The sequence below is a fragment of the Marinobacter sp. genome (genome assembly GCF_040904845.1).
Lineage (GTDB): Bacteria > Pseudomonadota > Gammaproteobacteria > Pseudomonadales > Oleiphilaceae > Marinobacter.
On sequence record NZ_JBBDSR010000070.1, the window covers coordinates 66,451 to 86,317 of the forward strand.

Sequence of the window (19,867 nt, forward strand, 5' to 3'; positions counted from 1 at the left end):
TCAGCCACGCTCCCTGGCAAACTCGGCCATGTAGGCCATCAGCGTGTCGACACCGGCCTCGGGCATAGCGTTGTATAGGCTCGCGCGCATACCGCCGACGGAGCGATGTCCCTTCAGGTTGAGCAGTCCCCGAGCATCCGCGCCTTTCAGGAACTCATTGTTCAGCCCGTCGTCCCCCAGAGTGAACGGTACGTTCATCCAGGAGCGGAAACGAGGATCAATAGGATTGGCGTAGAAATCATTGGTATCAATGAAATCATAGAGCTTCCGCGCTTTGCGCAGGTTGGTTTCACCCATGGCCGTGACCCCGCCCTGCGCTTTCAGCCACTTGAACACCAGCCCCGCCAGGTACCAGGAATAGGTCGCCGGGGTGTTGTACATGGAGGCATTATCGGCGATGACCTGATAATTCATCATTGTCGGAGTTTCTCTGCGAGCCTTGCCCAGCAAATCTTTGCGGATGATGACCACCACCAGGCCCGACGGCCCGATGTTTTTCTGGGCACCGGCATAGATCAACCCGAACTTCGACACGTCCAGCGGACGCGACAGCATGGTGGACGACAGATCCGCCACCAGCGGTACATCGCCGCTGTCGGGTATGAAATCAAACTCCAGCCCACCAATGGTCTCGTTTGGCGTGTAGTGCAGGTAAGCCGCATCACGTCGGGTGGTCCAGGCGCTTTGGTCCGGAATGGTGGTAAAACCGTCCGCTTCGCTGCTGCCCGCCACGTTGATGTCACCATAACGGCTGGCTTCTGCAATGGCTTTTTTCGACCAGATACCGGTGTTGATGTAATCCGCGGACGACTTGTCACCCAACAGGTTCAGAGGGATCGTTGAGAACTGGCTCGAGGCACCACCCTGCATGAAGAGTACGGCGTAATCATCTGAAACTCCGGCCAATTCACGAAGATCTTTTTCCGCTGTTTCGGCGATTTCCACAAACTCATCACTGCGATGGCTCATTTCCATCACCGACATGCCGGTGCCGCGCCAGTCGAGCATTTCGTCCCGTGCCTGTTGCAGCACGCTTTCCGGCAAGGTTGCCGGGCCTGCACAAAAGTTATACGCCCTGCTCATCGTCCTCACCGCTTATCTCTTCTTCACCGTCTATCTCTTCCGCGTCGGTCTCAGCAATACGCTCGACGCCTACCAGACGCTCATCTTCCTGGCTCAGCTTGATCAGGCGAACGCCTTGAGTATTCCGGCTCAGTACCGACACTTCATCAGTGCGGGTACGTACCAGTGTGCCCTTGTCCGAAATCAGCATCATTTCGTCGCCTTCGAACAACTGCAGCGCTGTCACCAGATTACCGTTACGCTCTGAGCACTGCATGGCGATAACACCCTGGCTGCCGCGGCTGTAAGTCGGGAACTCGTCGAAAGCCGTGCGCTTGCCGTAACCATTTTCACTGGCGGTAAGCAGCACGCCGTCTTCCTGCGGAATAATCAACGACACCACATGGTGGCCCGCAGGCATGCGGATACCGCGAACGCCACGGGCGGTGCGGCTCATCGGGCGCACGGCTTCTTCGTTGAAGCGCACAGCTTTGCCGGCGGTCGAGAACAGCATCACTTCGGCATCGCCCTTGGTGATGGCTGCGCCAATCAGGGTGTCGCCCTCATCCAGGTTCAGCGCGATCAGACCATTGCTGCGCGGACGGGAAAAGTTCGGCAGAGGCGTCTTCTTGACCACGCCGGCAAAAGTCGCCATCAGTACAAACTGGTCTTCCGGGTAATCCCGTACTGGCAGGAAGGTGGTGATGCGCTCGCCTTCGTCCAGTGGCAGAATATTCACCATCGGACGGCCACGGGACGCACGGCTGGCGCGGGGAATCTCGAATACGCGCAGCCAGTAGACCTTGCCGCGGTTGGAGAAACACAGAATGGTGTCGTGAGAGTTGGCCACCAGCAGTTTCTCGACGAAATCCTCGTCCTTCATGGACGTAGCGGCCTTGCCCCGGCCACCACGCCGCTGGGCCTGGTAGTCTTCGACCGCCTGGGTCTTGGCGTAACCGCCATGGGATATGGTCACTACCAGATCTTCTTCGTCAATCAGGTCGGCGATGGTCAGGTCACGCTGGGAGCTGGTGATTTCGGTACGGCGCTCATCTCCGAATTCGGACACGACGGCTTCCAGCTCTTCACGGATGACCTGCATGAGACGATCCGGGTCCGCCAGGATTTCCAGCAGGCCGGCGATTTTCTCAAGAATGTCCTTGTACTCGTTCTGGAGCTTTTCAGTCTCCAGACCGGTCAGACGGTGCAGGCGCATGTCCAGGATGGCCTGAGTCTGCTCGGGCGACATATAGTACAGGCCGTCACGCAGGCCGTAGATTTCCGGCAGGTCGTCGGGGCGACAGGCATCTTCACCGGCACGCTCCAGCATGGCCAGCACATCGCCCGGAGCCCAGCCCTTCGACATCAGCTTCTCTTTCGCTTCCACCGACGTCGGGGAGGCTTTGATCAGCTCGATCATCTCGTCGATGTTGGCCAGGGCGACGGTCAGGCCTTCCAGAATATGGCCACGCTCACGAGCCTTACGCAGCTCATAGAGGGTCCGGCGAGTAACCACTTCACGGCGGTGGCGCACGAACGCGTCGAGCATTTCTTTCAGATTGAGGATCTTCGGCTCGCCGTTAATCAGCGCTACCATGTTGATACCGAACACGGTCTGCAGCTGGGTGTGAGCGAACAGGTTGTTGACGATCACCTCAGGGTTTTCACCCCGGCGCAGCTCAATCACCACGCGGATGCCTTCCTTGTTGGATTCGTCACGTAGCTCGGTGATGCCTTCCAGGCGCTTTTCCTTGACCAGTTCCGCGATCTTCTCGATCAGGCGCGCTTTGTTCAACTGATAAGGCAGCTCGGTAATGATGACGGCGTCACGGTTGGTTTTCTTATCGTGCTCGATCTCGTGGCGGGCACGAATGTAGATACGGCCACGACCCGTGCGGTAAGCCTCAACAATGCCCGCGCGGCCATTGATAATGCCATCCGTGGGGAAATCCGGGCCGGGAATGTATCCCATCAGCTCATCAATGGTCAGATCCGGGTTGTCGATCAGCGCCAGACACCCACTGACCACCTCTGTCAGGTTGTGAGGCGGAATATTCGTAGCCATACCAACGGCAATACCGGAAGAGCCGTTAACCAGCAGATTCGGTACCCGGGTAGGCATGACCTCGGGAATCCGTTCGGTGCCATCGTAGTTGTCGACGAAATCGACAGTTTCCTTGTCCAGGTCCGCCAGCAGCGAATGCGCGACCTTCTCCATGCGGATTTCGGTGTAACGCATGGCGGCGGCGTTGTCGCCGTCGATGGAACCAAAGTTACCCTGACCATCAACCAGCGGATAACGCAGGGAAAACGGCTGAGCCATACGAACGATGGTGTCGTAGACCGCGGAGTCACCGTGGGGGTGGTATTTACCGATGACGTCACCGACCACGCGGGCGGACTTCTTGTAAGCCTTGTTCCAGTCATTGTTCAGTTCGGACATGGCGAACAGAACACGACGGTGAACCGGCTTGAGGCCGTCACGAACATCCGGAAGGGCCCGCCCGACGATGACGCTCATGGCGTAATCGAGGTAGGACTGCTTCAACTCATCTTCAATATTTACCGGCAGGATCTCTTTGGCTAACTCACCCATCGAGAAAGGTTCCTTTGCGTTTGCTGGAAGTCGTTTCAGGGCGTTTTTGCTGCCCCATAGTTATTCTTTAACAAGCGGCCAATACTAACACAGTCAGCCCCTTAGCGGGGCAATTGCGAACAGGTCTTAATCAAAAACCACCGTCTTGTTCTGATAGGTAATCACCCGATCCTCAATGTGCGACCGCAACCCGCGGGCCAGCACGTTTTTCTCCACGTCTTTGCCCAGGCGCACCATGTCTTCGATGGCATCGCTGTGGGTAATGCGGATCACGTCCTGTTCTATAATCGGGCCTTCGTCCAGGTCCTGAGTAACATAGTGGCAGGTGGCCCCGATCAGCTTCACACCACGGCTGTAGGCCTGATGGTATGGGCGCGCACCAGCGAATGATGGCAGGAAGCTGTGGTGAATATTGATCACCTTGCCAGTGTACTTTTCACACAGGGACGCCGGCAGGATCTGCATGTAACGGGCAAGCACCACCACGTCGGCGTTGTAGCCTTCGATCAGCCCGTCAATTTCGCCAAAGGCTTCGTCGCGGTTATCTGTCGTGGCAGGAATGCAGTGATACGGTATTTCGTGCCACTCCACCATGCGGCGTAAATCTTCATGGTTGGAAATCACTGCCACAATCTCGGCGTTGATCTCGCGGCTGTGCCAGCGGTGCAGCAGGTCGGCCACGCAATGGGATTCCTTGCTGCACATCAGGATCACTTTCTTGGGCTGGGCGGAATCGGCTACGTGCCAGTCCATGTCAAATTCACGGGCAATCGGGTCGAACGCCGCACGAAACTGATCCAGGCCGAAGGGAATCGAACTGGCCTTGATCTCGTGGCGCATGAAAAAACGGCCCGAGTGGGTATCGGAATGGTGACTCGCCTCGGTAATCCAGCCATTGTAGGTGGACAGGAAATTGCTCACCTTGGCGACAATTCCAACCCGGTCCGGGCAGGAAATCACAAGACGATAGGTATGCTCCATGAAAGCCTTTCCTTAGTTCTGATCCGGGGAAAGCGGGGGCGAAGGTTCACACCCGTAAAAATGACCGGCTATCATAGCCTATCTCAACGCCAGAAACGAGGAACAGGCACATGGACAGACACCTCCTTCGGGGCCTCCCCGAACACGCCTCCCAGGGCCGCTCACTCGCCGCCCGCGCCGGATTTGCCCTGGTGCTGCTGGTGTTTACCACCGCCCTGCAGGCGCAAGCGATCCTGGAGGGTGAGCGACACCATCCCGAGGAGGGCCGCCACGGCATGGTAGTTACCAGCCACGACCTGGCAACAGACGCTGCCCTGCGCGTGCTGAAAAACGACGGCAATGCGGTGGATGCCGCGGTTACCGCCGGGTTTGTGCTGGCGGTGGTGCAACCCCGGTCCGGGAATATTGGCGGCGGTGGTTTCATGCTGGTGGCACCCGGCGATGGCAGCCCGGTCGAAGCCATTGATTATCGGGAAAAGGCACCCGCAGCCGCAACCGAGACCATGTTTCAGGACGAGGATGGCAACGTGGTGACCAATCGCAGCCGCTTTACTCACCGTGCGTCCGGTGTGCCTGGCACGGTGGCCGGGATGGCACTGGCGTTGGATCGACACGGTACGCTGTCGCTCAGGGAGGCACTGGCTCCAGCCATCGACCTGGCGCGGAATGGGTTTGTGGTGCCGCCCCGCTTCACCGAAGGCCTGGAGCAGGCTGCGGATCGCCTGCACCGCTGGCCCGCCAGCCGCGCCACGTTCTATCGGGACGACGGCTCAGCATGGCAGCCCGGCGAACGCTTCCGTCAACCGGAACTGGCCGCCACTCTGCAACGGCTGGCCGACCACGGCATTCAGGATTTTTACCAAGGCGAAACCGCACGCCTCATTGTGGAGGAGATGCAGAATCACGATGGTCTGATCACCCGGGAGGACCTGAAACACTATCAGCCTTCGGTCCGGGAGCCGGCCCAGGGAAGCTATCGCGGCCATGAGGTGTTCTCCATGTCGCCGCCCTCTTCCGGGGGCACTCACATCATCCAGATCCTGAACATTCTGGAAGATTACCCGCTGGCAGAGCTCGGCCATAATTCCGCCGACACATTGCACTACATGGCCGAAGCCATGAAACTGGCGTACGCAGACCGCTCAGAATTCCTTGGCGACACCGACTTTGTCGATGTGCCGCTGAAAGGGCTACAGGACAAAGCCTACGCCGCCGAATTGCGCAAGGGCATCAGCCCCGATAAAGCCCGGCCAGCCAGCGACATTCAACCCGGCAACCCTGGGGCCTATGAAAGCCCGGAAACCACCCACTTCTCCATCGTCGACCGCTGGGGTAACGCGGTGTCGAATACCTACACCATCAATTTCAGTTACGGCTCCGGTATTACCGTCACCGGTGCCGGCTTCCTGCTCAACAATGAAATGGACGATTTCAGCGCCAAACCGGGGGTACCCAACGCCTTTGGTCTGATAGGTGGCGAAGCCAACAAGGTGGAACCGGGCAAACGCATGCTGAGCTCCATGTCCCCGACCATTGTGCGCAAGGACGGGCGTAATGTTCTGGTCACCGGCAGCCCCGGCGGCTCCCGTATTATCACCACCACCCTGCAGGTGATCCTGAATGTGATTGACCACAACATGAACATTCAGACCGCGGTAAACGCGCCGCGCATGCATCATCAATGGCTGCCGGATGCGATTTTCATCGAACAGGGCTTCAGCCCGGACACGCTGCGGTTGCTCGAGGCCCGCGGCCACACCATCAAACCAACCAGCGCCATGGGCGCGATTCAGAGCATTCTTCTGGATGCCGATGGAACGCTTTACGGTGGCGCTGATCCAAGACGCAGTACATCATCAGCAAAGGGGTACTGACCCCCGGGGAGGCACTATGTATCTATCCGTGCAACTGAGCTGCTATCCGCTCAAAGACGACTACAAACAACCAATATGGGACCTGATCGACCGCCTGAAACAGACGAATCTGGAGGTGATTTCCGGGCGCATGAGCACCGAAATCTTTGGCGAGTATGACGAGGTGATGAAGGTGCTGTCGGACACCATGAAGTGGTCGTTCGAGACTTATGGCAAATCGGTATTTGTCGCCAAAATCATGGCCGGGGACCGGCGGCCAAAGGCGTAACGCCTACACCCGCCCCACGAAAAGCGCGGCCACCAGCACAGTACCCAGAAACGCCACAATCAGGTTGATCACCAGCCCCCAGCGGAACCCGTAACCTGCGGGGAACTCCGCGGGGCTCAAAGTGCGCAACAGGGCGCGGAACTGGCGCGACGACCAGACCGCAGCAAACGCCCCCAGGAGAATAAACAGAATACCGATCCAGAACGCCAGCACCGCGTTTATCGCTCCCACCGCCTCCGGGGCCAGCGCATGCAGCAAGAGCCCCGCGCGTTCGATCAGAAACCCGAATGCAATGAAAGATAGGCTGGTGCGGTTCCACGCCAGCAATGTGCGTTCAGCCGCGAACAGAACTCGTGGGTCTTTAAGATCGGACATCAGATACGTTCCTCTCCATCCTGTGAGGGGCTTTCAGTGTTACGTTGGTAACAGGTCAGACGAACGTCCACCGTCACCGTCAGCGAATTCAGCGCCGCGGCACGCTCAAGCCCCTGGGCCGTCGCACGATACAAATGTGGCGTCATCGCCAGTAAATCCGCAATCCGATCCGGGCTGTTCAGCGCCAGGGCGAATCGCTCCGTCGTGGTACTCAGGATGGTAAAGCCATCCGGATCTTCAGGCACCACAGCCTTTTCAGGCTTCAGCACGGGATAAATGATTTCACGCAGTTCCCGCAAATGCTCAGGCCCCGCGTCCACCTGAAGCAGCTGGCCCCCGGCTCTCAGTACCCGGGCAAACTCGGCATACACGGGGAAACCAAACAAGCATAGCACCCGGTCCACGGATGACGGCAGCACCGGCAGCCTGGCGTTGGTGCCCACCACCCAGGCCGGGCGTTTGTCCTGCTTTGCCGCGGCCAGCACCGCCCATTTGGAGATGTCTACACCCAGCAACTCCAGATACCTGCCCTCTCTGTCTGAGGCGGCCAGTTGTCTCAGGTAATAGCCTTCCCCGCAGCCAGCATCCAGGCAGCTTAACGGTTGATTATCCGCCGCATCTGCCAACACCGCACGGTTTACCGCATCGGCGATGGGCTGATAAAAACCGCCATTCAGGAACCGTTGGCGCGCTGCGACCATCTCCTTGCTGTCACCAGGGTGACGGGATCGTTTGTTCTGTACGGGCAACAGGTGCGTATAGCCCTGACGGGCGATATCAAAATTGTGACCGGTCGGACAGCCCCAGGCTGAGCCGGTTCGGCTCAGGGGCTCGCCGTCCAGCGGACAGGCCAGGGCATGAAAAGCGTTGATGGGCATTAGGGTTCCGTCTCAATCAATGGGCAACGGCGGAATGCAAGGCTAACTCAAACACGCGCCATGGTCTAAATTGAAAGCTGCGTTTCAACGAAAATTGAACCCGGCATCTGTTTATGGACCACCCGTTTGCCAAGCTGTTCAACATCAACCGCAACGAGATCCTTCCGGTTCTGCTAGCCGCACTCTTCTTTTTTTGCGTGCTCACTGCCCTGATGGTTCTGCGCCCTGCCCGCGAATCCCTTGGGCTACAGGGCGGCATTGAAACGGTACGCTGGCTGTTTGTCGGCACAGCGGTCATTACCCTGCTGGTCAATCCGGTGTTCGGATTACTGGTCAGCCGGTTACCCCGCCTGACGTTTATCACCATCACCTATCTTTTTTTCGGGCTCAGCCTGGTCGGGTTTTATCTGATCATGACCCTGGCCCCCGGCGTTATCGGCATCGCTACCGGGCAGGTATTCTACGTCTGGTTCAGCGTATTCAACCTGTTCATCACCATGGTGTTCTGGGCGCTGATGGCGGATCGCTTCACCCTGGATCAGGGCAAGCGCTTCTTCGGGGTGATCGCGGTGGGCGGCACCTGTGGTGCCATCTTCGGGCCCTGGCTGACAGCCATGCTGGCCGAGCCACTGGGCACAGCCGCCCTGCTTCTTGTCAGCACCGGGTTCCTGGTGCTGGCGCTGCTGATCTGTTGGGCGATCACTCATATCCAGCCCGACCGGGCTCAGCGCGATCACGATAACCGGCCGGCCATGGACGATGAGGAACTGATTGGCGGCAGCGCCTGGGAGGGTTTTCGGGCCGTGTTCCGCTCCCGCTACCTGTTGGGCATCGGCACCTATGTCATCATTCTGGCCATCATGGCCACGTTCATCTATTTCACCCGCTTACAAATGGTTGCGGAACTCGGCGACAGTACGGATCAGAGAACCACTCTGTTCGCCCGAATCGATCTGATCACCCAGATCGCCACGCTGGTAATGCAGGCCCTGGTGGCCGGCCACCTGATGAAACGCCTTGGCGTGCATATCACCCTGGCTCTGCTACCTTTAACAACAGCCTTTGGTTTTATCGGCCTGGCCATGGTCGGCTCGCTGGCCGCGCTGATCACCCTGGAAGCCTCATTCCGTGCAGTACAGCGAGCCATCATGCGCCCGGCCCGGGAAACGCTGTATACCGTCGCCAGCCGGGAAGACAAATACAAAGCCAAGGCGTTTATCGATACCTTCGTCTACCGTGGTGGTGATGTGGTGGGCGCTCAGGTCGAAGGTCTGCTTGGCCGCCTGGGTATGGGGCTGGCTGCCATTGCCAGCGTTGCGGTTCCGTTGGCGTTGATGTGGGCTTTACTGGCGCTTTGGCTGGGCAGAACACAGCAGTCAATCGCGACCTCGGGGCAACCACGGGCCGCCACGGAACAGAGGATATCACCATGATTTCCCGCAGGGACTATCTCAAGCTCACCCTCGCCGCCGGTGCCACGCTGGCCCTGAAACCTGACCTGCTCTGGGCGGAAAACAAACAGCTGGAGCTGATCACCCGAACCATTCCTTCCTCCGGACAGCGTCTGCCCGTAGTGGGACTGGGCAGCTCTGCCACCTTCTCCCGCGTGGCCAGCAGCAACGATCAGAATGCCCTCCGGGACGTTCTGAGAACTCTGGTCGAGAAAGGCGGCACGGTCTTTGATACCGCCCCGAGCTACGGTGCGTCGGAAGCTGTGGCCGGGGACATTGCGGGGGAACTGGGCATTACCGATGAACTGTTCTGGGCCACCAAGGTAAACGTTGCCGGATTTGGTGGTGGCGAGGCCGATGCTGACGCTGCCCGGGAACAGATCGAAGCCTCCTTCCAACGTATTGGCAAAGAGGTTATCGATCTGATCCAGGTTCATAATCTGGGCGACGTACCGACCCAACTGGGTATTCTCAAGGAGCTGCGTGAAGAACAACGGGTGCGTCACATCGGCGTGACCACCACGTTCCCCCGGCAGTATGACGACCTGGAACGCATTATGGAGCGGGAACCTCTCGACTTCATTGGCATCGATTACGCCATCGACAATCTCACGATGGAAGAACGCATACTACCGCTGGCCAGGGATAAGGGCATCGGCGTACTGGTGTACGCGCCCTTCGGCCGGAACCGGCTCTGGGACAAGGTTAAAGGCAAGGAGGTCCCGGCCTGGGCCGCGGAATTCGATGCTCACTCCTGGGGGCAGTTCTTCCTGAAGTTTGTGGTTGCTCACCCGGTGGTCACCGCCGCAACGCCGGCAACCAGCAAGGCCCGTCACATGGCCGACAACATGGGAGCCGCCATGGGGGCTTTACCCGATGAGGAGATGCGTCAGAGGATGATCCGCCACATCGCCAGTCTGTAAGGGCGACCACCCTGGCCTACCCGCTCAGTTCGCGTAGGCCGCATCGGTCCGTGCCGCCATGATGAAATCATTTTTGTGCAGGCCACCGATCTTGTGAGTCCACCAGCGTACGGTCACCTTGCCCCATTCCAGCAGAATCGCAGGATGATGGCCCTCGGCCTCAGCCAGCTCTCCGACTTTGTTGGTAAACGCCTGCGCCTCGGCAAAATTCCTGAATTTAAACACCTTCTGCAATTGCTCTTCGCCGTCCAGTTCGACGGTCTGCCAGTCCGGAATTTCCCGCAACAGGCTGATTTTCTCCTGTTCTGCGATTTTCGGGGCATCCGCCCGGCAGGCTTCGCAGGATTGTCCGGTCAATGAACTCATGGCCCTTTCTCCCTGATTGATGGCTCATATAACAAGCGTGGGTGCCGAACCCGAGATTATCAAGCCCGCTATTGAATTCCCGCCCGGTTCAGAATACTGTATATTTAAACAGTATTTTACTAAGGGCCAAGATCACCGTTATGAGCGAACTTCTGAACACGTTGATACAGGATGCCCGGGTCTGGCAGGGAAACCGTCACACCCCGGCCAGACAACCGGCAGAGCCAACCGGTTACCAGGTGTTGGACAACCACCTCGGCGGTCTCGGCTGGCCCCGGGGAGCCCTGAGCGAGTGCCTGCTGGAAGCTCCCGGCATTGGTGAGTTACAACTGGTATTGCCACTGATGCGGCGCACGACCCACGCCGGCAAGACGGTGTTCTGGCTGAACCCGCCACACACGCCCTATGCCCCTGCTCTGGCGCGAGAAGGTGTGGACCTGGAGCAGGTCGTTATGGTCCGTACCGAGGATAACGGTGACCTGCTGTGGACTCTGGAAAACTGCCTGCGATCTCCGGTCACCGGCCTGGTTCTGGCCTGGCCCGGCAAACTGGCGGCCCGGGATGTTCGCCGGCTGCAGCTGGCCGCCGAAGCTGGCAGCAACGTCTGCATACTCTTTCGCAGCCACAAGCAGGCAGAGCAAAGCTCACCCGCCGCCCTGAGGCTGGAACTGGACGCGGGAAAGCACCAGGAACTGCGAGTCCACGTGCTGAAGCGCAGGGGAAGCTGGCCGGGACAACGCTGCACCATTGCCATGGCAAACCGGTCATTCGCTGAGCCCGGCCCAGTGGTTCAGGGCCCCTGGACCGGGTTGGACGGCTAACAAAACAAAGGCACACGATCATGCTCTGGGTATACCTGCACTTTCCGCACCTTTTGCTGGACCATATTCGCCGCGCCAGAAAAAACGACGAGAACGGCACAGAGGCACTGGTGGTTGTGGAGGCCACTGGTCAGCGAGTACTCCAGGCCTGTGCGGAAGCCCAGGCACAGGGAGTGCAACCAGGCACCCCCCTGAAAACCGCCCTCAGCCTGGCACCGGAACTGATCATCGCCCGGGCTGATGCCAGCCGGGAACAGCACATTCTGGCGGAGCAGGCCCGCTGGCTGTATCGCCATGCCGCCAACATCACCCCTTACCCACCGGAGGGGTTACTGGTGGAGGTTGGCAGCCTGCAAAAGCTCTACGGCGGCCTGCCGGCCGTATGGCAAACGTTCGAACAGGCGCTCTCCCAAAGGCAGCTCACCGCCTGGATGGCAACCGGACCAACCCCCCTGGCCGCCCGCTTGTGCGCCCGTGCTGGCCAGGGCCAGTGTACCGCCGACAGGGGCCCTATGATGCAACAGCTTTCCAGCCTGCCCCTGAGTGCTATGGAACTGGACAGCCGCACCCTTACCCGCCTGAACCGACTGGGCCTGTCGCGGCTGGGGGAGGTCATGGCATTACCGACCAAGGAGTTGGCCCGTCGATTATCACCGGAAACTTTGGCTTACCTGCAGAAAATTCAGGGCAGCCGGGCAGACCCCCAACAACCCTGGCGGCCTCCCCATCACTTTCGCCAACAGGCAGATTTTGTCCAGGATGTTGAACATTCCGAAGGGCTGCTGTTTCCTTTGCGCCGCCTGCTGGGAGAGCTCGAGGAGGATCTGTGCTGGCGTCAGCAGGATACCGACAGCCTGCGGCTGGTTCTGAACCATCGCCATCTTGAGCCCACGCGACTGCGCATTCGCACTTCGGGGCCGGAACATCGGGCCGAGACGTTTCTGGATTTGCTTCGTTTGCGCTTTGAGCAGCACCCCCTGAAAGCACCCGTTACCTCCCTGACGCTTTCTGTCAGTCGCTTCCTGGGGCGGGAAGCCCGTACCGGTCATGATCTGCTGGGAGAAACCCCCGACCTGAACGAAGCCTGGCATACCCTGATCAGCCGGCTACAGGCCCGGCTCGGAGACAGCGCCCTGCAACAGCTGGCACCCAAGGCTGACCATCGCCCGGAACATGCCTGGACCGCTGCCGACATCCAGCGCCGGGCACACGCCACCAGCAGGCAGGCAAACCATCAGCCCCACCGGCCCTTATGGCTGCTGAACAGCCCACACCCCCTGCAGGAAACACCCAACACCTGGTTTGCCGGCCCGGAGCGTATCAGCGGGGGCTGGTGGGATGGCCATCGAGTCCACCGGGATTACTACATCGCCCAACTGGCCAGTGGTCAACTGGCCTGGGTGTTCCGGGATGTTCGCGATGGCTGGTTCATCCATGGCTGGTTCGGGTAGCTGCCATGTCTTATGCCGAACTTCATTGCCTGAGCAATTTCACATTCCTCACCGGCGCATCGCACCCCCATGAACTGGCGGAACAGGCCGCCGAACTGGGTTACCAGGCCCTGGCGATCACCGATGCCTGCTCGGTCGCCGGCATTCCAAGGGCCTGGATTGCCTTAAAGGACAGCCCGGTCAAGCTGATTACCGGCAGCGAATTTGAACTCAGTAACGCACCGGCCAACAGTGCCACCCCCCGTTTTATCCTGCTGGCCCGCACCCGGACTGGCTATGGTCAGCTATGCCAATTGATCACCACCGGCCGGCGGCGAGCGGAAAAGGGTCAATACCAGCTGTTCTGCCAGGACCTCGAAAATCACGCCCTCGACGACTGTCTCTGCTTGTGGTTACCACCTTCGCCTGGCTGCGCCGCTTATGACAACGCTCTGGGCTGTGGCCAGTGGTTACATCAACTGTTTGAACACCGCCTGAGGCTGGCGGCTACCCGCACTCTGGAAGCCGGTGAAGAGCAACACCTGGCCAGGGTGCGCCAGCTTGCCGCAGACCTGCGCTGCCCGATTACCGCCACCGGACAGGTCCACATGCACAGCCGTGAACGCCAGCCTTTGCAGGACGTGCTCACGGCCCTGCGTCACCACACTTCACTGGAGAACGCCGGCCACCACCTGTTCCAGAATGGCGAACGCTACCTTCGGCCGCTGCCGGTTCTGCAGCGCCTGTTTCCCGAGCACTGGCTGAAAGAAAGCCTGATTATCGCGGATCAGTGCACCTTTGAACCCGGCAGCCTGCGCTACGAATACCCCTCGGACCTGGTCCCCGCAGAGAAAACAGCCACCGCTTACCTACAGGCACTGACCCGGCAGGGAGAACGCCGCCGCTATCCCCAAGGCACCCCCCTGAGCGTCCAGGCCCTGATTCGCAAGGAGCTGGCGCTGATTTCGGAGCTGCGTTACGAGCACTATTTCCTGACCATTCATGACATTGTGGCCTTTGCCCGCCAACAGGGCATTCTTTGCCAGGGCCGGGGCTCCGCAGCCAACTCGGCGGTATGCTACTGCCTGGGCATCACGGAGGTTGACCCCGCCCACACCGAATTGCTCTTTGAACGTTTTATATCCAAAGACCGGGACGAACCGCCAGACATCGACGTGGACTTCGAGCACGAACGGCGGGAAGAGGTTATCCAGTACATCTACCGGCGCTATAGCCGCGAGCGGGCGGCCCTGGCCGCGACCGTCATCCGCTATCGCCCGAAAAGCGCCATCCGTGATGTCGGGAAAGCCCTGGGGTTTGATCCGGCCCTGGTGGAACAACTGCTGGAAGGCATTGACTGGCGGGACCGGGCCACGGACTGGCGCCACCAGATCCTGGACAAACACCTGACCCGTAACCCGCAAGTGGCGAACCAGTTCTTTACCCTGGTCAACACATTGCTGGGGTTTCCCCGCCACTTGTCCCAGCATGTCGGTGGCTTTGTCATCAGCGCCGGCCCCCTGGCCGAGCTGGTCCCGGTGGAGAACGCCGCCATGACCGACCGAACCGTTATCCAGTGGGACAAGGACGACCTGGAAAGTCTGGGACTCATGAAGGTAGACGTGCTCGCCCTGGGCATGCTCTCCGCCATCCGCAGGGCTCTGGAACTGATCAGCGAAGAGCGCGGACAACCCTTTGGCATGCCCGATATCCCCGCCGACGACCGCCCTACCTATGAGATGCTTCAACAGGGGGACAGCATCGGCGTCTTCCAGGTGGAGTCCCGCGCCCAGATGAGCATGTTGCCGCGACTGAAGCCGGATTGCTTCTACGACCTGGTGATCGAAGTCGCCATCGTCCGCCCCGGCCCCATCCAGGGGAACATGGTGCACCCCTACCTACGCCGGAAACACGGCCTGGAAGCCGTGGAGTACCCCAACGCCGAGATACAGAACGTGCTGGAGCGCACGCTGGGTGTGCCTATTTTTCAGGAACAGGCGATCAAACTCGCGATGGTGGCCGCCGGATTCACCGCCGGCGAAGCCGACCGACTCCGGCGCGCCATGGCCGCCTGGAAATCCCACGGCGACCTCAGCCCGTTTCGAGACAAGCTCATCAACGGCATGCTGGCCCGAGGCCACGACGCGGATTTCGCCGAGCGGCTGTATCAACAGATTTGTGGGTTTGGCGGCTATGGCTTCCCGGAGTCCCACTCCGCCAGTTTTGCCCTGCTGGTGTATGTCTCTGCCTGGATCAAGCGCCATTATCCGGCGGCCTTCTATTGCGCCCTGCTCAACAGTCAGCCGATGGGATTCTATTCTCCGTCTCAACTGGTTCAGGATGCTCGCCGCCACGACGTTACCGTCTTGCCCGTGGATGTGAATCACAGCCACTGGGAGCACACTCTGGAAACCCCTGACCGCCACCTTCGCCTGGGGCTGAAACTGATACAGGGTCTGTCCGCCAGCGGCGCTGACCGCCTGTGCCAGAACCGCCCTTCCCCGGGTTTCCGTTCCAGCAACGAGCTCCGCCGCCTGGCCAACCTCCACCAACGGGACATGGAACTGCTGGCGGGGGCCAACGCCATGCCAGACTTCACCGCCAACCGCCATCAGGCTTACTGGCAATTGCTGGGCCACGAACAACCGGCCGAACTCTTTGCCGCCGAAGACAATGAAGACTACACACCGGACACCTGTGAGCAACTGCCCGAGCCCACGGAGGGCCAGAACGTTCTCGCCGATTACGCCAGTCAGGGCCTGACCCTACAACGCCACCCGCTCGCCCTGCTAAGGGAACAGGGCCACCTGACATTCTGCCTCAGTGCCGAACAGCTCAAAACCACCAAAGCCGGCATCCCGGTCCAGGTCGCCGGCCTGGTTACCGGTCGCCAACGCCCCGGCACCGCCTCTGGCGTTACCTTTGTCACCCTTGAGGATGAAACCGGCAACGTCAACGTGATTGTCTGGCTGGAAACGGCACGACGGCAGCGGAAACCATTATTGACCGCACGATTGCTGCATGTGAAGGGCGTGCTGGAAAGAGAGGGGGAAGTGGTTCATGTGATGGCGGGGAAGCTTTCGGATCTCAGCCACCTGATCCATTCATTACCGATTAACTCCCGGGATTTTCATTAAAAAACCCCGCTAGGCAAAAGCCCGGCGGGGTTTTTGGTACTGGAAGAGCGAGATCAGCTCAGAAGCTTGATCATCACACCTGCAGCAACCGCAGAGCCGATAACACCGGCCACGTTCGGGCCCATCGCGTGCATCAGCAGGAAGTTCTGCGGGTTGGCCTCAAGGCCTACCTTGTTGGAGACCCGTGCTGCCATTGGCACCGCGGATACACCGGCAGAACCGATCAGCGGGTTGATAGCTTCCTTGGTGAAGCGGTTCATCAGCTTCGCCATCAAAACACCGCACGCCGTACCCACACCAAAGGCCACAATGCCCAGGCCCAGGATACCCAGCGTCTGGGCGTCCAGGAACTTATCCGCCATCAGCTTGGAGCCAACCGACAGACCCAGGAAAATGGTGGTGATGTTAATCAGCGCATTCTGGGCCGTATCGCTCAGACGCTCGACCACGCCACATTCGCGCAGCAGGTTACCGAAGCAGAACATACCCAGCAGCGGAGCTGCATCCGGCAGGAAGAGAACCACCGCAATCAGAACCACCAGCGGGAAAACGATCTTCTCTTTCTTGCTCACCGGGCGAAGCTGGGACATCTTGATGGCCCGCTCTTTCTGGCTGGTCAGCGCTTTCATGATCGGCGGCTGGATCATCGGCACCATCGCCATGTAAGCGTAGGCCGACACCGCGATGGCACCCAGCAGGTGCGGAGCCAGTACACTGGAGACGTAGATGGAGGTTGGGCCATCCGCGCCACCGATGATACCGATTGCCGCGGCTTCCAGGATGGTGAAATCCAGGATGCCAAGCCAGTCGAGCAGCGCCGCACCCAATACCGTACCGAAAATACCGAACTGGGCTGCAGCACCCAGCAGCATGGTCTTCGGGTTGGCCAGCAGCGGACCGAAATCCGTCATCGCGCCCACACCCATGAAGATCACCAGCGGCCCGATGGTGCTGCCGATAATCACCGAGTAGAAGTTATACAGCATGCCATGGCCATAACCGGCATCCTGGGCAATGGAGTTTGCCATCGCCATGTCGGAATAGCTGGCCTCTTTCACCGCTTCCTTGAAGGTGTCTTTCAGCTCTGGCGTTACTGCCTGCCCGGCCTGGTATGCCACGTCCAGCGGCGCTGCCAGCGCAGCAAGGAACTCGGTGCTCCCAGCTTTCAGGGCGAAGTGGATCGCGTTTTCCGCCGCAGTCAGGGCAAGCCCCGCCTCCGGAATATTCGCCAGAATACCGCCAAACCCGATGGGCACCAGCAGCAGAGGCTCAAAACCCTTGCGAATCGCAAGGAACAGAAGAAGAAAGCCAACGGCGATCATGATCACCTGGCCAATCTCTATATTGAACAGGCCACTACCCGTCCAGAGTGTCATTAACTTTTCCATGGAATGCTGGCCCTTATGCGATTGTCAGCATTTCATCATCAGGGGAGACGGCATCACCGACCTTGATGAAGACTTCGCCGATCGTACCGGCCTTGGATGCACGCACCTCGGTTTCCATTTTCATGGCTTCGAGAATGATCATTACATCGCCTTCCTCCACGACATCACCCGGAGAAACCAGCACCTTGAAGATATTGCCGCCCAACGGAGCCAGAACCGGCTCACCGTCGCCAGCCGCAGGGGCCGGTGCGGAAGACGCCGCCGGCGCAGCCGCGCCACCTTTGGCTTCAATCTGGCTAACCTCGCCACCTTCGGAAACCGCAACCACATACTGCTTGCCATTCACGTCAACGGTGTAGGTTTCAGGGCCATCAGCCTTCTTGGCCGGTGCTGCGGCAGGTCCGGCATCTTCTGCACTCGGGACTGGCTCAAACGCATCCGGATTGCCACGATTCTCGAGGAACTTCAGGCCAATCTGTGGGAACAGGGCATAGGTCAGAACGTCGTCCACTTCCTGCTCGGCCAGCTTGAAGCTCTTCTCTTCGGACAGTTTTTTCAGCTCGTCAGTCAGCTTGTCCATTTCCGGCTCGATCAGATCCGCCGGGCGGCAGGTAACCACTTCTTTGCCATCCAGAACACGCTCTTGCAATTCCTTGTTCATCGGTGCCGGTGCAGCACCGTACTCACCTTTCAGAATCGCGGAGGTTTCCTTGGAAATCGACTTGTAGCGCTCACCGGTCAGAACGTTCAGCACCGCCTGGGTACCCACGATTTGGGAAGTCGGCGTCACCAGCGGGATGAAGCCGAGGTCTTCGCGAACCTTGGGGATCTCCTCCAGAACCTGGTCGAATTTGTCACTGGCGTTCTGCTCACGCAGCTGATTTTCCATGTTGGTCAACATGCCACCCGGCACCTGAGCAATCAGGATACGGGAATCGGTACCACGGAGGCTGCCTTCAAACTTTCCGTACTTCTTGCGAACTTCCCGGAAGTAGCTGGCAATTTCTTCCAGCAAGTTCAGGTCCAGACCGGTATCACGGTCAGTACCTTCCAGAATCGCAACCACCGCCTCGGTGGGAGAGTGACCATAGGTCATACTCATGGAGGAAATGGCCGTATCCACGTTATCGATACCCGCTTCCGCCGCCTTGATGGCGGTCGCGGTGGACATGCCAGTGGTAGCGTGGCACTGCATGTGAATCGGGATATCCAGTTCTTTCTTCAGACGGCTGACCAGATCGAAAGCCACATACGGCTTGAGGATACCGGCCATGTCTTTAATGGCAATGGAGTCTGCGCCCATGTCGGCAACTTCTTTCGCCAGCTCTACCCACATCTCGATGGTGTGTACCGGGCTGGTGGTGTAGGCGATGGTGCCCTGGGCATGCTTGCCTGTTTTACGAACGGCCTTGATGGCGCGATCCATGTTACGGGGATCGTTCATCGCATCAAAAATACGGAACACGTCGACGCCATTCTCGGCGGCACGCTCACAGAAACGGTCTACGACATCATCCGCGTAATGGCGATAACCCAACAGGTTCTGACCACGCAACAGCATCTGTTGCGGCGTGTTGGGCATGGCTTTTTTCAGTTCGCGAATACGTTCCCAGGGGTCTTCGCCCAGGTAACGGATGCAGGAGTCAAAGGTAGCTCCACCCCAGGATTCCAATGACCAGAAACCGACTTTGTCGAGTTTCTCGGCAATGGGCAGCATGTCGTCAAGCCGCATACGGGTGGCGAGCAGGGACTGGTGGGCGTCACGCAGGATAACGTCCGTAATCCCCAGCGGTTTCTTTGTGTCAGTCATCGTGTCAGCCTTCTGTTTAAAGGTTCTAATCTTTTACCGGATCACTTCTTGTGGCGTGACCGGAATTGTGCAATCGCCTTTTTGATGGCTGCGGCAGTGTCGGGGTCAACCGACGCCGGAGCCTTGGGCTTGGCACGTGGTGTTTTCGCCGGGGTTGCCGGCTCTGGCGCAAACCGCGCAATGATTTTCGACATGGCACCGGTTGCGAACACCAGAATAACCAGGAATACGAACACGAACCCCATGCCGGCAATCATCAGCTCGACGGCTTGTGACATCAGCTCATTCATATCGAACAGCTACCTGTATTGAGTTATTTGATTTCCCCGATTTGCATGAAACGTGCGCTACGACTAACGTTTGCGGCCCGTCCATTGCAATTCAGGAGGCAAAATCCCGCGTAATTTACCGTTTTAGGACTCGGCGAGCAACCTAAATGGGAATTACTATACGCGCTTTCCGAGGCCGCCGGCCTGTTATGACAATGCAGGCCCACCCCAGTGCTGT

16 protein-coding genes are annotated in these 19,867 nt (G+C 59.1%); 7 read left to right on the forward strand and 9 right to left on the reverse strand.

Going from position 1 to position 19,867, the window contains the following annotated elements; translation table 11 throughout:
- From serC to purU, 3 genes are all read right to left on the reverse strand, one after another.
- Complete coding sequence (gene serC, locus WD429_RS09470) at positions 1-1,083, reverse strand: 3-phosphoserine/phosphohydroxythreonine transaminase (RefSeq protein WP_368421931.1); 1,083 nt, start codon at positions 1,081-1,083, stop codon at positions 1-3.
- A complete protein-coding gene (gyrA, locus tag WD429_RS09475) occupies positions 1,067-3,658 on the reverse strand; it encodes a DNA gyrase subunit A (RefSeq protein ID WP_368421932.1) in 2,592 nt (863 codons plus the stop codon). Before gyrA ends, serC begins: the two co-directional genes overlap by 17 nt.
- Positions 3,659-3,784: 126 nt before the next feature.
- The gene (purU, locus tag WD429_RS09480; protein WP_368421933.1) at positions 3,785-4,639 is read right to left on the reverse strand and encodes a formyltetrahydrofolate deformylase; all 855 of its coding nucleotides are present in this window, start codon (positions 4,637-4,639) and stop codon (positions 3,785-3,787) included.
- A 110-nt stretch (positions 4,640-4,749) separates the two neighbouring features.
- Between purU and ggt the strand changes: the two genes are divergently transcribed.
- Positions 4,750-6,513, forward strand: coding sequence for a gamma-glutamyltransferase (gene ggt / locus WD429_RS09485; RefSeq protein WP_368421934.1), 1,764 nt, complete (start codon positions 4,750-4,752; stop codon positions 6,511-6,513).
- 16 nt (positions 6,514-6,529) lie between these two features.
- On the forward strand, positions 6,530-6,781 hold the full coding sequence (locus WD429_RS09490; protein ID WP_368421935.1) for a YkoF family thiamine/hydroxymethylpyrimidine-binding protein: 252 nt from the start codon (positions 6,530-6,532) through the stop codon (positions 6,779-6,781).
- 3 nt (positions 6,782-6,784) lie between these two features.
- Here WD429_RS09490 and WD429_RS09495 read toward each other — a convergent pair whose 3' ends face one another.
- Together WD429_RS09495 and WD429_RS09500 are read right to left on the reverse strand one after the other, a co-directional pair.
- A complete protein-coding gene (locus tag WD429_RS09495) occupies positions 6,785-7,156 on the reverse strand; it encodes a YidH family protein (protein ID WP_368421936.1) in 372 nt (123 codons plus the stop codon).
- Complete coding sequence (locus tag WD429_RS09500) at positions 7,156-8,034, reverse strand: putative RNA methyltransferase (RefSeq protein WP_368421937.1); 879 nt, start codon at positions 8,032-8,034, stop codon at positions 7,156-7,158. Before WD429_RS09500 ends, WD429_RS09495 begins: the two co-directional genes overlap by 1 nt.
- Before the next feature lie 113 nt (positions 8,035-8,147).
- Between WD429_RS09500 and WD429_RS09505 the strand changes: the two genes are divergently transcribed.
- Positions 8,148-9,467, forward strand: coding sequence for an NTP/NDP exchange transporter (locus WD429_RS09505; protein WP_368421938.1), 1,320 nt, complete (start codon positions 8,148-8,150; stop codon positions 9,465-9,467).
- Positions 9,464-10,408 carry an aldo/keto reductase gene (locus WD429_RS09510; protein WP_368421939.1) on the forward strand — a complete coding sequence of 315 codons (945 nt, stop codon included), beginning with the start codon at positions 9,464-9,466 and terminating at the stop codon, positions 10,406-10,408. The genes WD429_RS09505 and WD429_RS09510 overlap by 4 nt, the downstream gene beginning before the upstream one ends.
- Before the next feature lie 24 nt (positions 10,409-10,432).
- Here WD429_RS09510 and WD429_RS09515 read toward each other — a convergent pair whose 3' ends face one another.
- Positions 10,433-10,774 carry a 4a-hydroxytetrahydrobiopterin dehydratase gene (locus tag WD429_RS09515; protein WP_368421940.1) on the reverse strand — a complete coding sequence of 114 codons (342 nt, stop codon included), beginning with the start codon at positions 10,772-10,774 and terminating at the stop codon, positions 10,433-10,435.
- A gap of 140 nt (positions 10,775-10,914) precedes the next feature.
- Between WD429_RS09515 and imuA the strand changes: the two genes are divergently transcribed.
- From imuA to WD429_RS09530, 3 genes are read left to right on the forward strand one after another with little or no spacing between them, the layout of a single operon-like run.
- Positions 10,915-11,595 (forward strand): translesion DNA synthesis-associated protein ImuA, encoded by a 681-nt coding sequence (gene imuA, locus WD429_RS09520; RefSeq protein ID WP_368421941.1) that lies wholly within the window; start codon positions 10,915-10,917, stop codon positions 11,593-11,595.
- Positions 11,596-11,615: 20 nt separating this feature from the next.
- Positions 11,616-13,046, forward strand: a complete 1,431-nt coding sequence (locus WD429_RS09525; protein WP_368421942.1) for a DNA polymerase Y family protein — start codon at positions 11,616-11,618, stop codon at positions 13,044-13,046.
- Between the two features lie 5 nt (positions 13,047-13,051).
- On the forward strand, positions 13,052-16,162 hold the full coding sequence (locus tag WD429_RS09530) for an error-prone DNA polymerase (protein WP_368421943.1): 3,111 nt from the start codon (positions 13,052-13,054) through the stop codon (positions 16,160-16,162).
- 53 nt (positions 16,163-16,215) lie between these two features.
- Here WD429_RS09530 and WD429_RS09535 read toward each other — a convergent pair whose 3' ends face one another.
- From WD429_RS09535 to WD429_RS09545, 3 genes are read right to left on the reverse strand one after another with little or no spacing between them, the layout of a single operon-like run.
- A complete protein-coding gene (locus WD429_RS09535) occupies positions 16,216-17,550 on the reverse strand; it encodes a sodium ion-translocating decarboxylase subunit beta (protein WP_368421944.1) in 1,335 nt (444 codons plus the stop codon).
- 13 nt (positions 17,551-17,563) lie between these two features.
- Positions 17,564-19,360 (reverse strand): sodium-extruding oxaloacetate decarboxylase subunit alpha, encoded by a 1,797-nt coding sequence (oadA, locus tag WD429_RS09540; RefSeq protein WP_368421945.1) that lies wholly within the window; start codon positions 19,358-19,360, stop codon positions 17,564-17,566.
- 41 nt (positions 19,361-19,401) lie between these two features.
- Positions 19,402-19,650, reverse strand: coding sequence for an OadG family protein (locus WD429_RS09545; protein WP_368421946.1), 249 nt, complete (start codon positions 19,648-19,650; stop codon positions 19,402-19,404).
- Between the last annotated feature and the right edge of the window lie 217 nt (positions 19,651-19,867).

What these genes read in the sequence shown, in the direction of transcription:
- serC (WP_368421931.1), bottom strand. Translation starts at nt 1,083, where the DNA reads ATGAGCAGGGCGTATAACTTTTGTGCAGGCCCGGCAACCTTGCCGGAA.
- gyrA (WP_368421932.1), bottom strand. Translation starts at nt 3,658, where the DNA reads ATGGGTGAGTTAGCCAAAGAGATCCTGCCGGTAAATATTGAAGATGAG.
- purU (WP_368421933.1), bottom strand. Translation starts at nt 4,639, where the DNA reads ATGGAGCATACCTATCGTCTTGTGATTTCCTGCCCGGACCGGGTTGGA.
- ggt (WP_368421934.1), top strand. Translation starts at nt 4,750, where the DNA reads ATGGACAGACACCTCCTTCGGGGCCTCCCCGAACACGCCTCCCAGGGC.
- WD429_RS09490 (WP_368421935.1), top strand. Translation starts at nt 6,530, where the DNA reads ATGTATCTATCCGTGCAACTGAGCTGCTATCCGCTCAAAGACGACTAC.
- WD429_RS09495 (WP_368421936.1), bottom strand. Translation starts at nt 7,156, where the DNA reads ATGTCCGATCTTAAAGACCCACGAGTTCTGTTCGCGGCTGAACGCACA.
- WD429_RS09500 (WP_368421937.1), bottom strand. Translation starts at nt 8,034, where the DNA reads ATGCCCATCAACGCTTTTCATGCCCTGGCCTGTCCGCTGGACGGCGAG.
- WD429_RS09505 (WP_368421938.1), top strand. Translation starts at nt 8,148, where the DNA reads ATGGACCACCCGTTTGCCAAGCTGTTCAACATCAACCGCAACGAGATC.
- WD429_RS09510 (WP_368421939.1), top strand. Translation starts at nt 9,464, where the DNA reads ATGATTTCCCGCAGGGACTATCTCAAGCTCACCCTCGCCGCCGGTGCC.
- WD429_RS09515 (WP_368421940.1), bottom strand. Translation starts at nt 10,774, where the DNA reads ATGAGTTCATTGACCGGACAATCCTGCGAAGCCTGCCGGGCGGATGCC.
- imuA (WP_368421941.1), top strand. Translation starts at nt 10,915, where the DNA reads ATGAGCGAACTTCTGAACACGTTGATACAGGATGCCCGGGTCTGGCAG.
- WD429_RS09525 (WP_368421942.1), top strand. Translation starts at nt 11,616, where the DNA reads ATGCTCTGGGTATACCTGCACTTTCCGCACCTTTTGCTGGACCATATT.
- WD429_RS09530 (WP_368421943.1), top strand. Translation starts at nt 13,052, where the DNA reads ATGTCTTATGCCGAACTTCATTGCCTGAGCAATTTCACATTCCTCACC.
- WD429_RS09535 (WP_368421944.1), bottom strand. Translation starts at nt 17,550, where the DNA reads ATGGAAAAGTTAATGACACTCTGGACGGGTAGTGGCCTGTTCAATATA.
- oadA (WP_368421945.1), bottom strand. Translation starts at nt 19,360, where the DNA reads ATGACTGACACAAAGAAACCGCTGGGGATTACGGACGTTATCCTGCGT.
- WD429_RS09545 (WP_368421946.1), bottom strand. Translation starts at nt 19,650, where the DNA reads ATGAATGAGCTGATGTCACAAGCCGTCGAGCTGATGATTGCCGGCATG.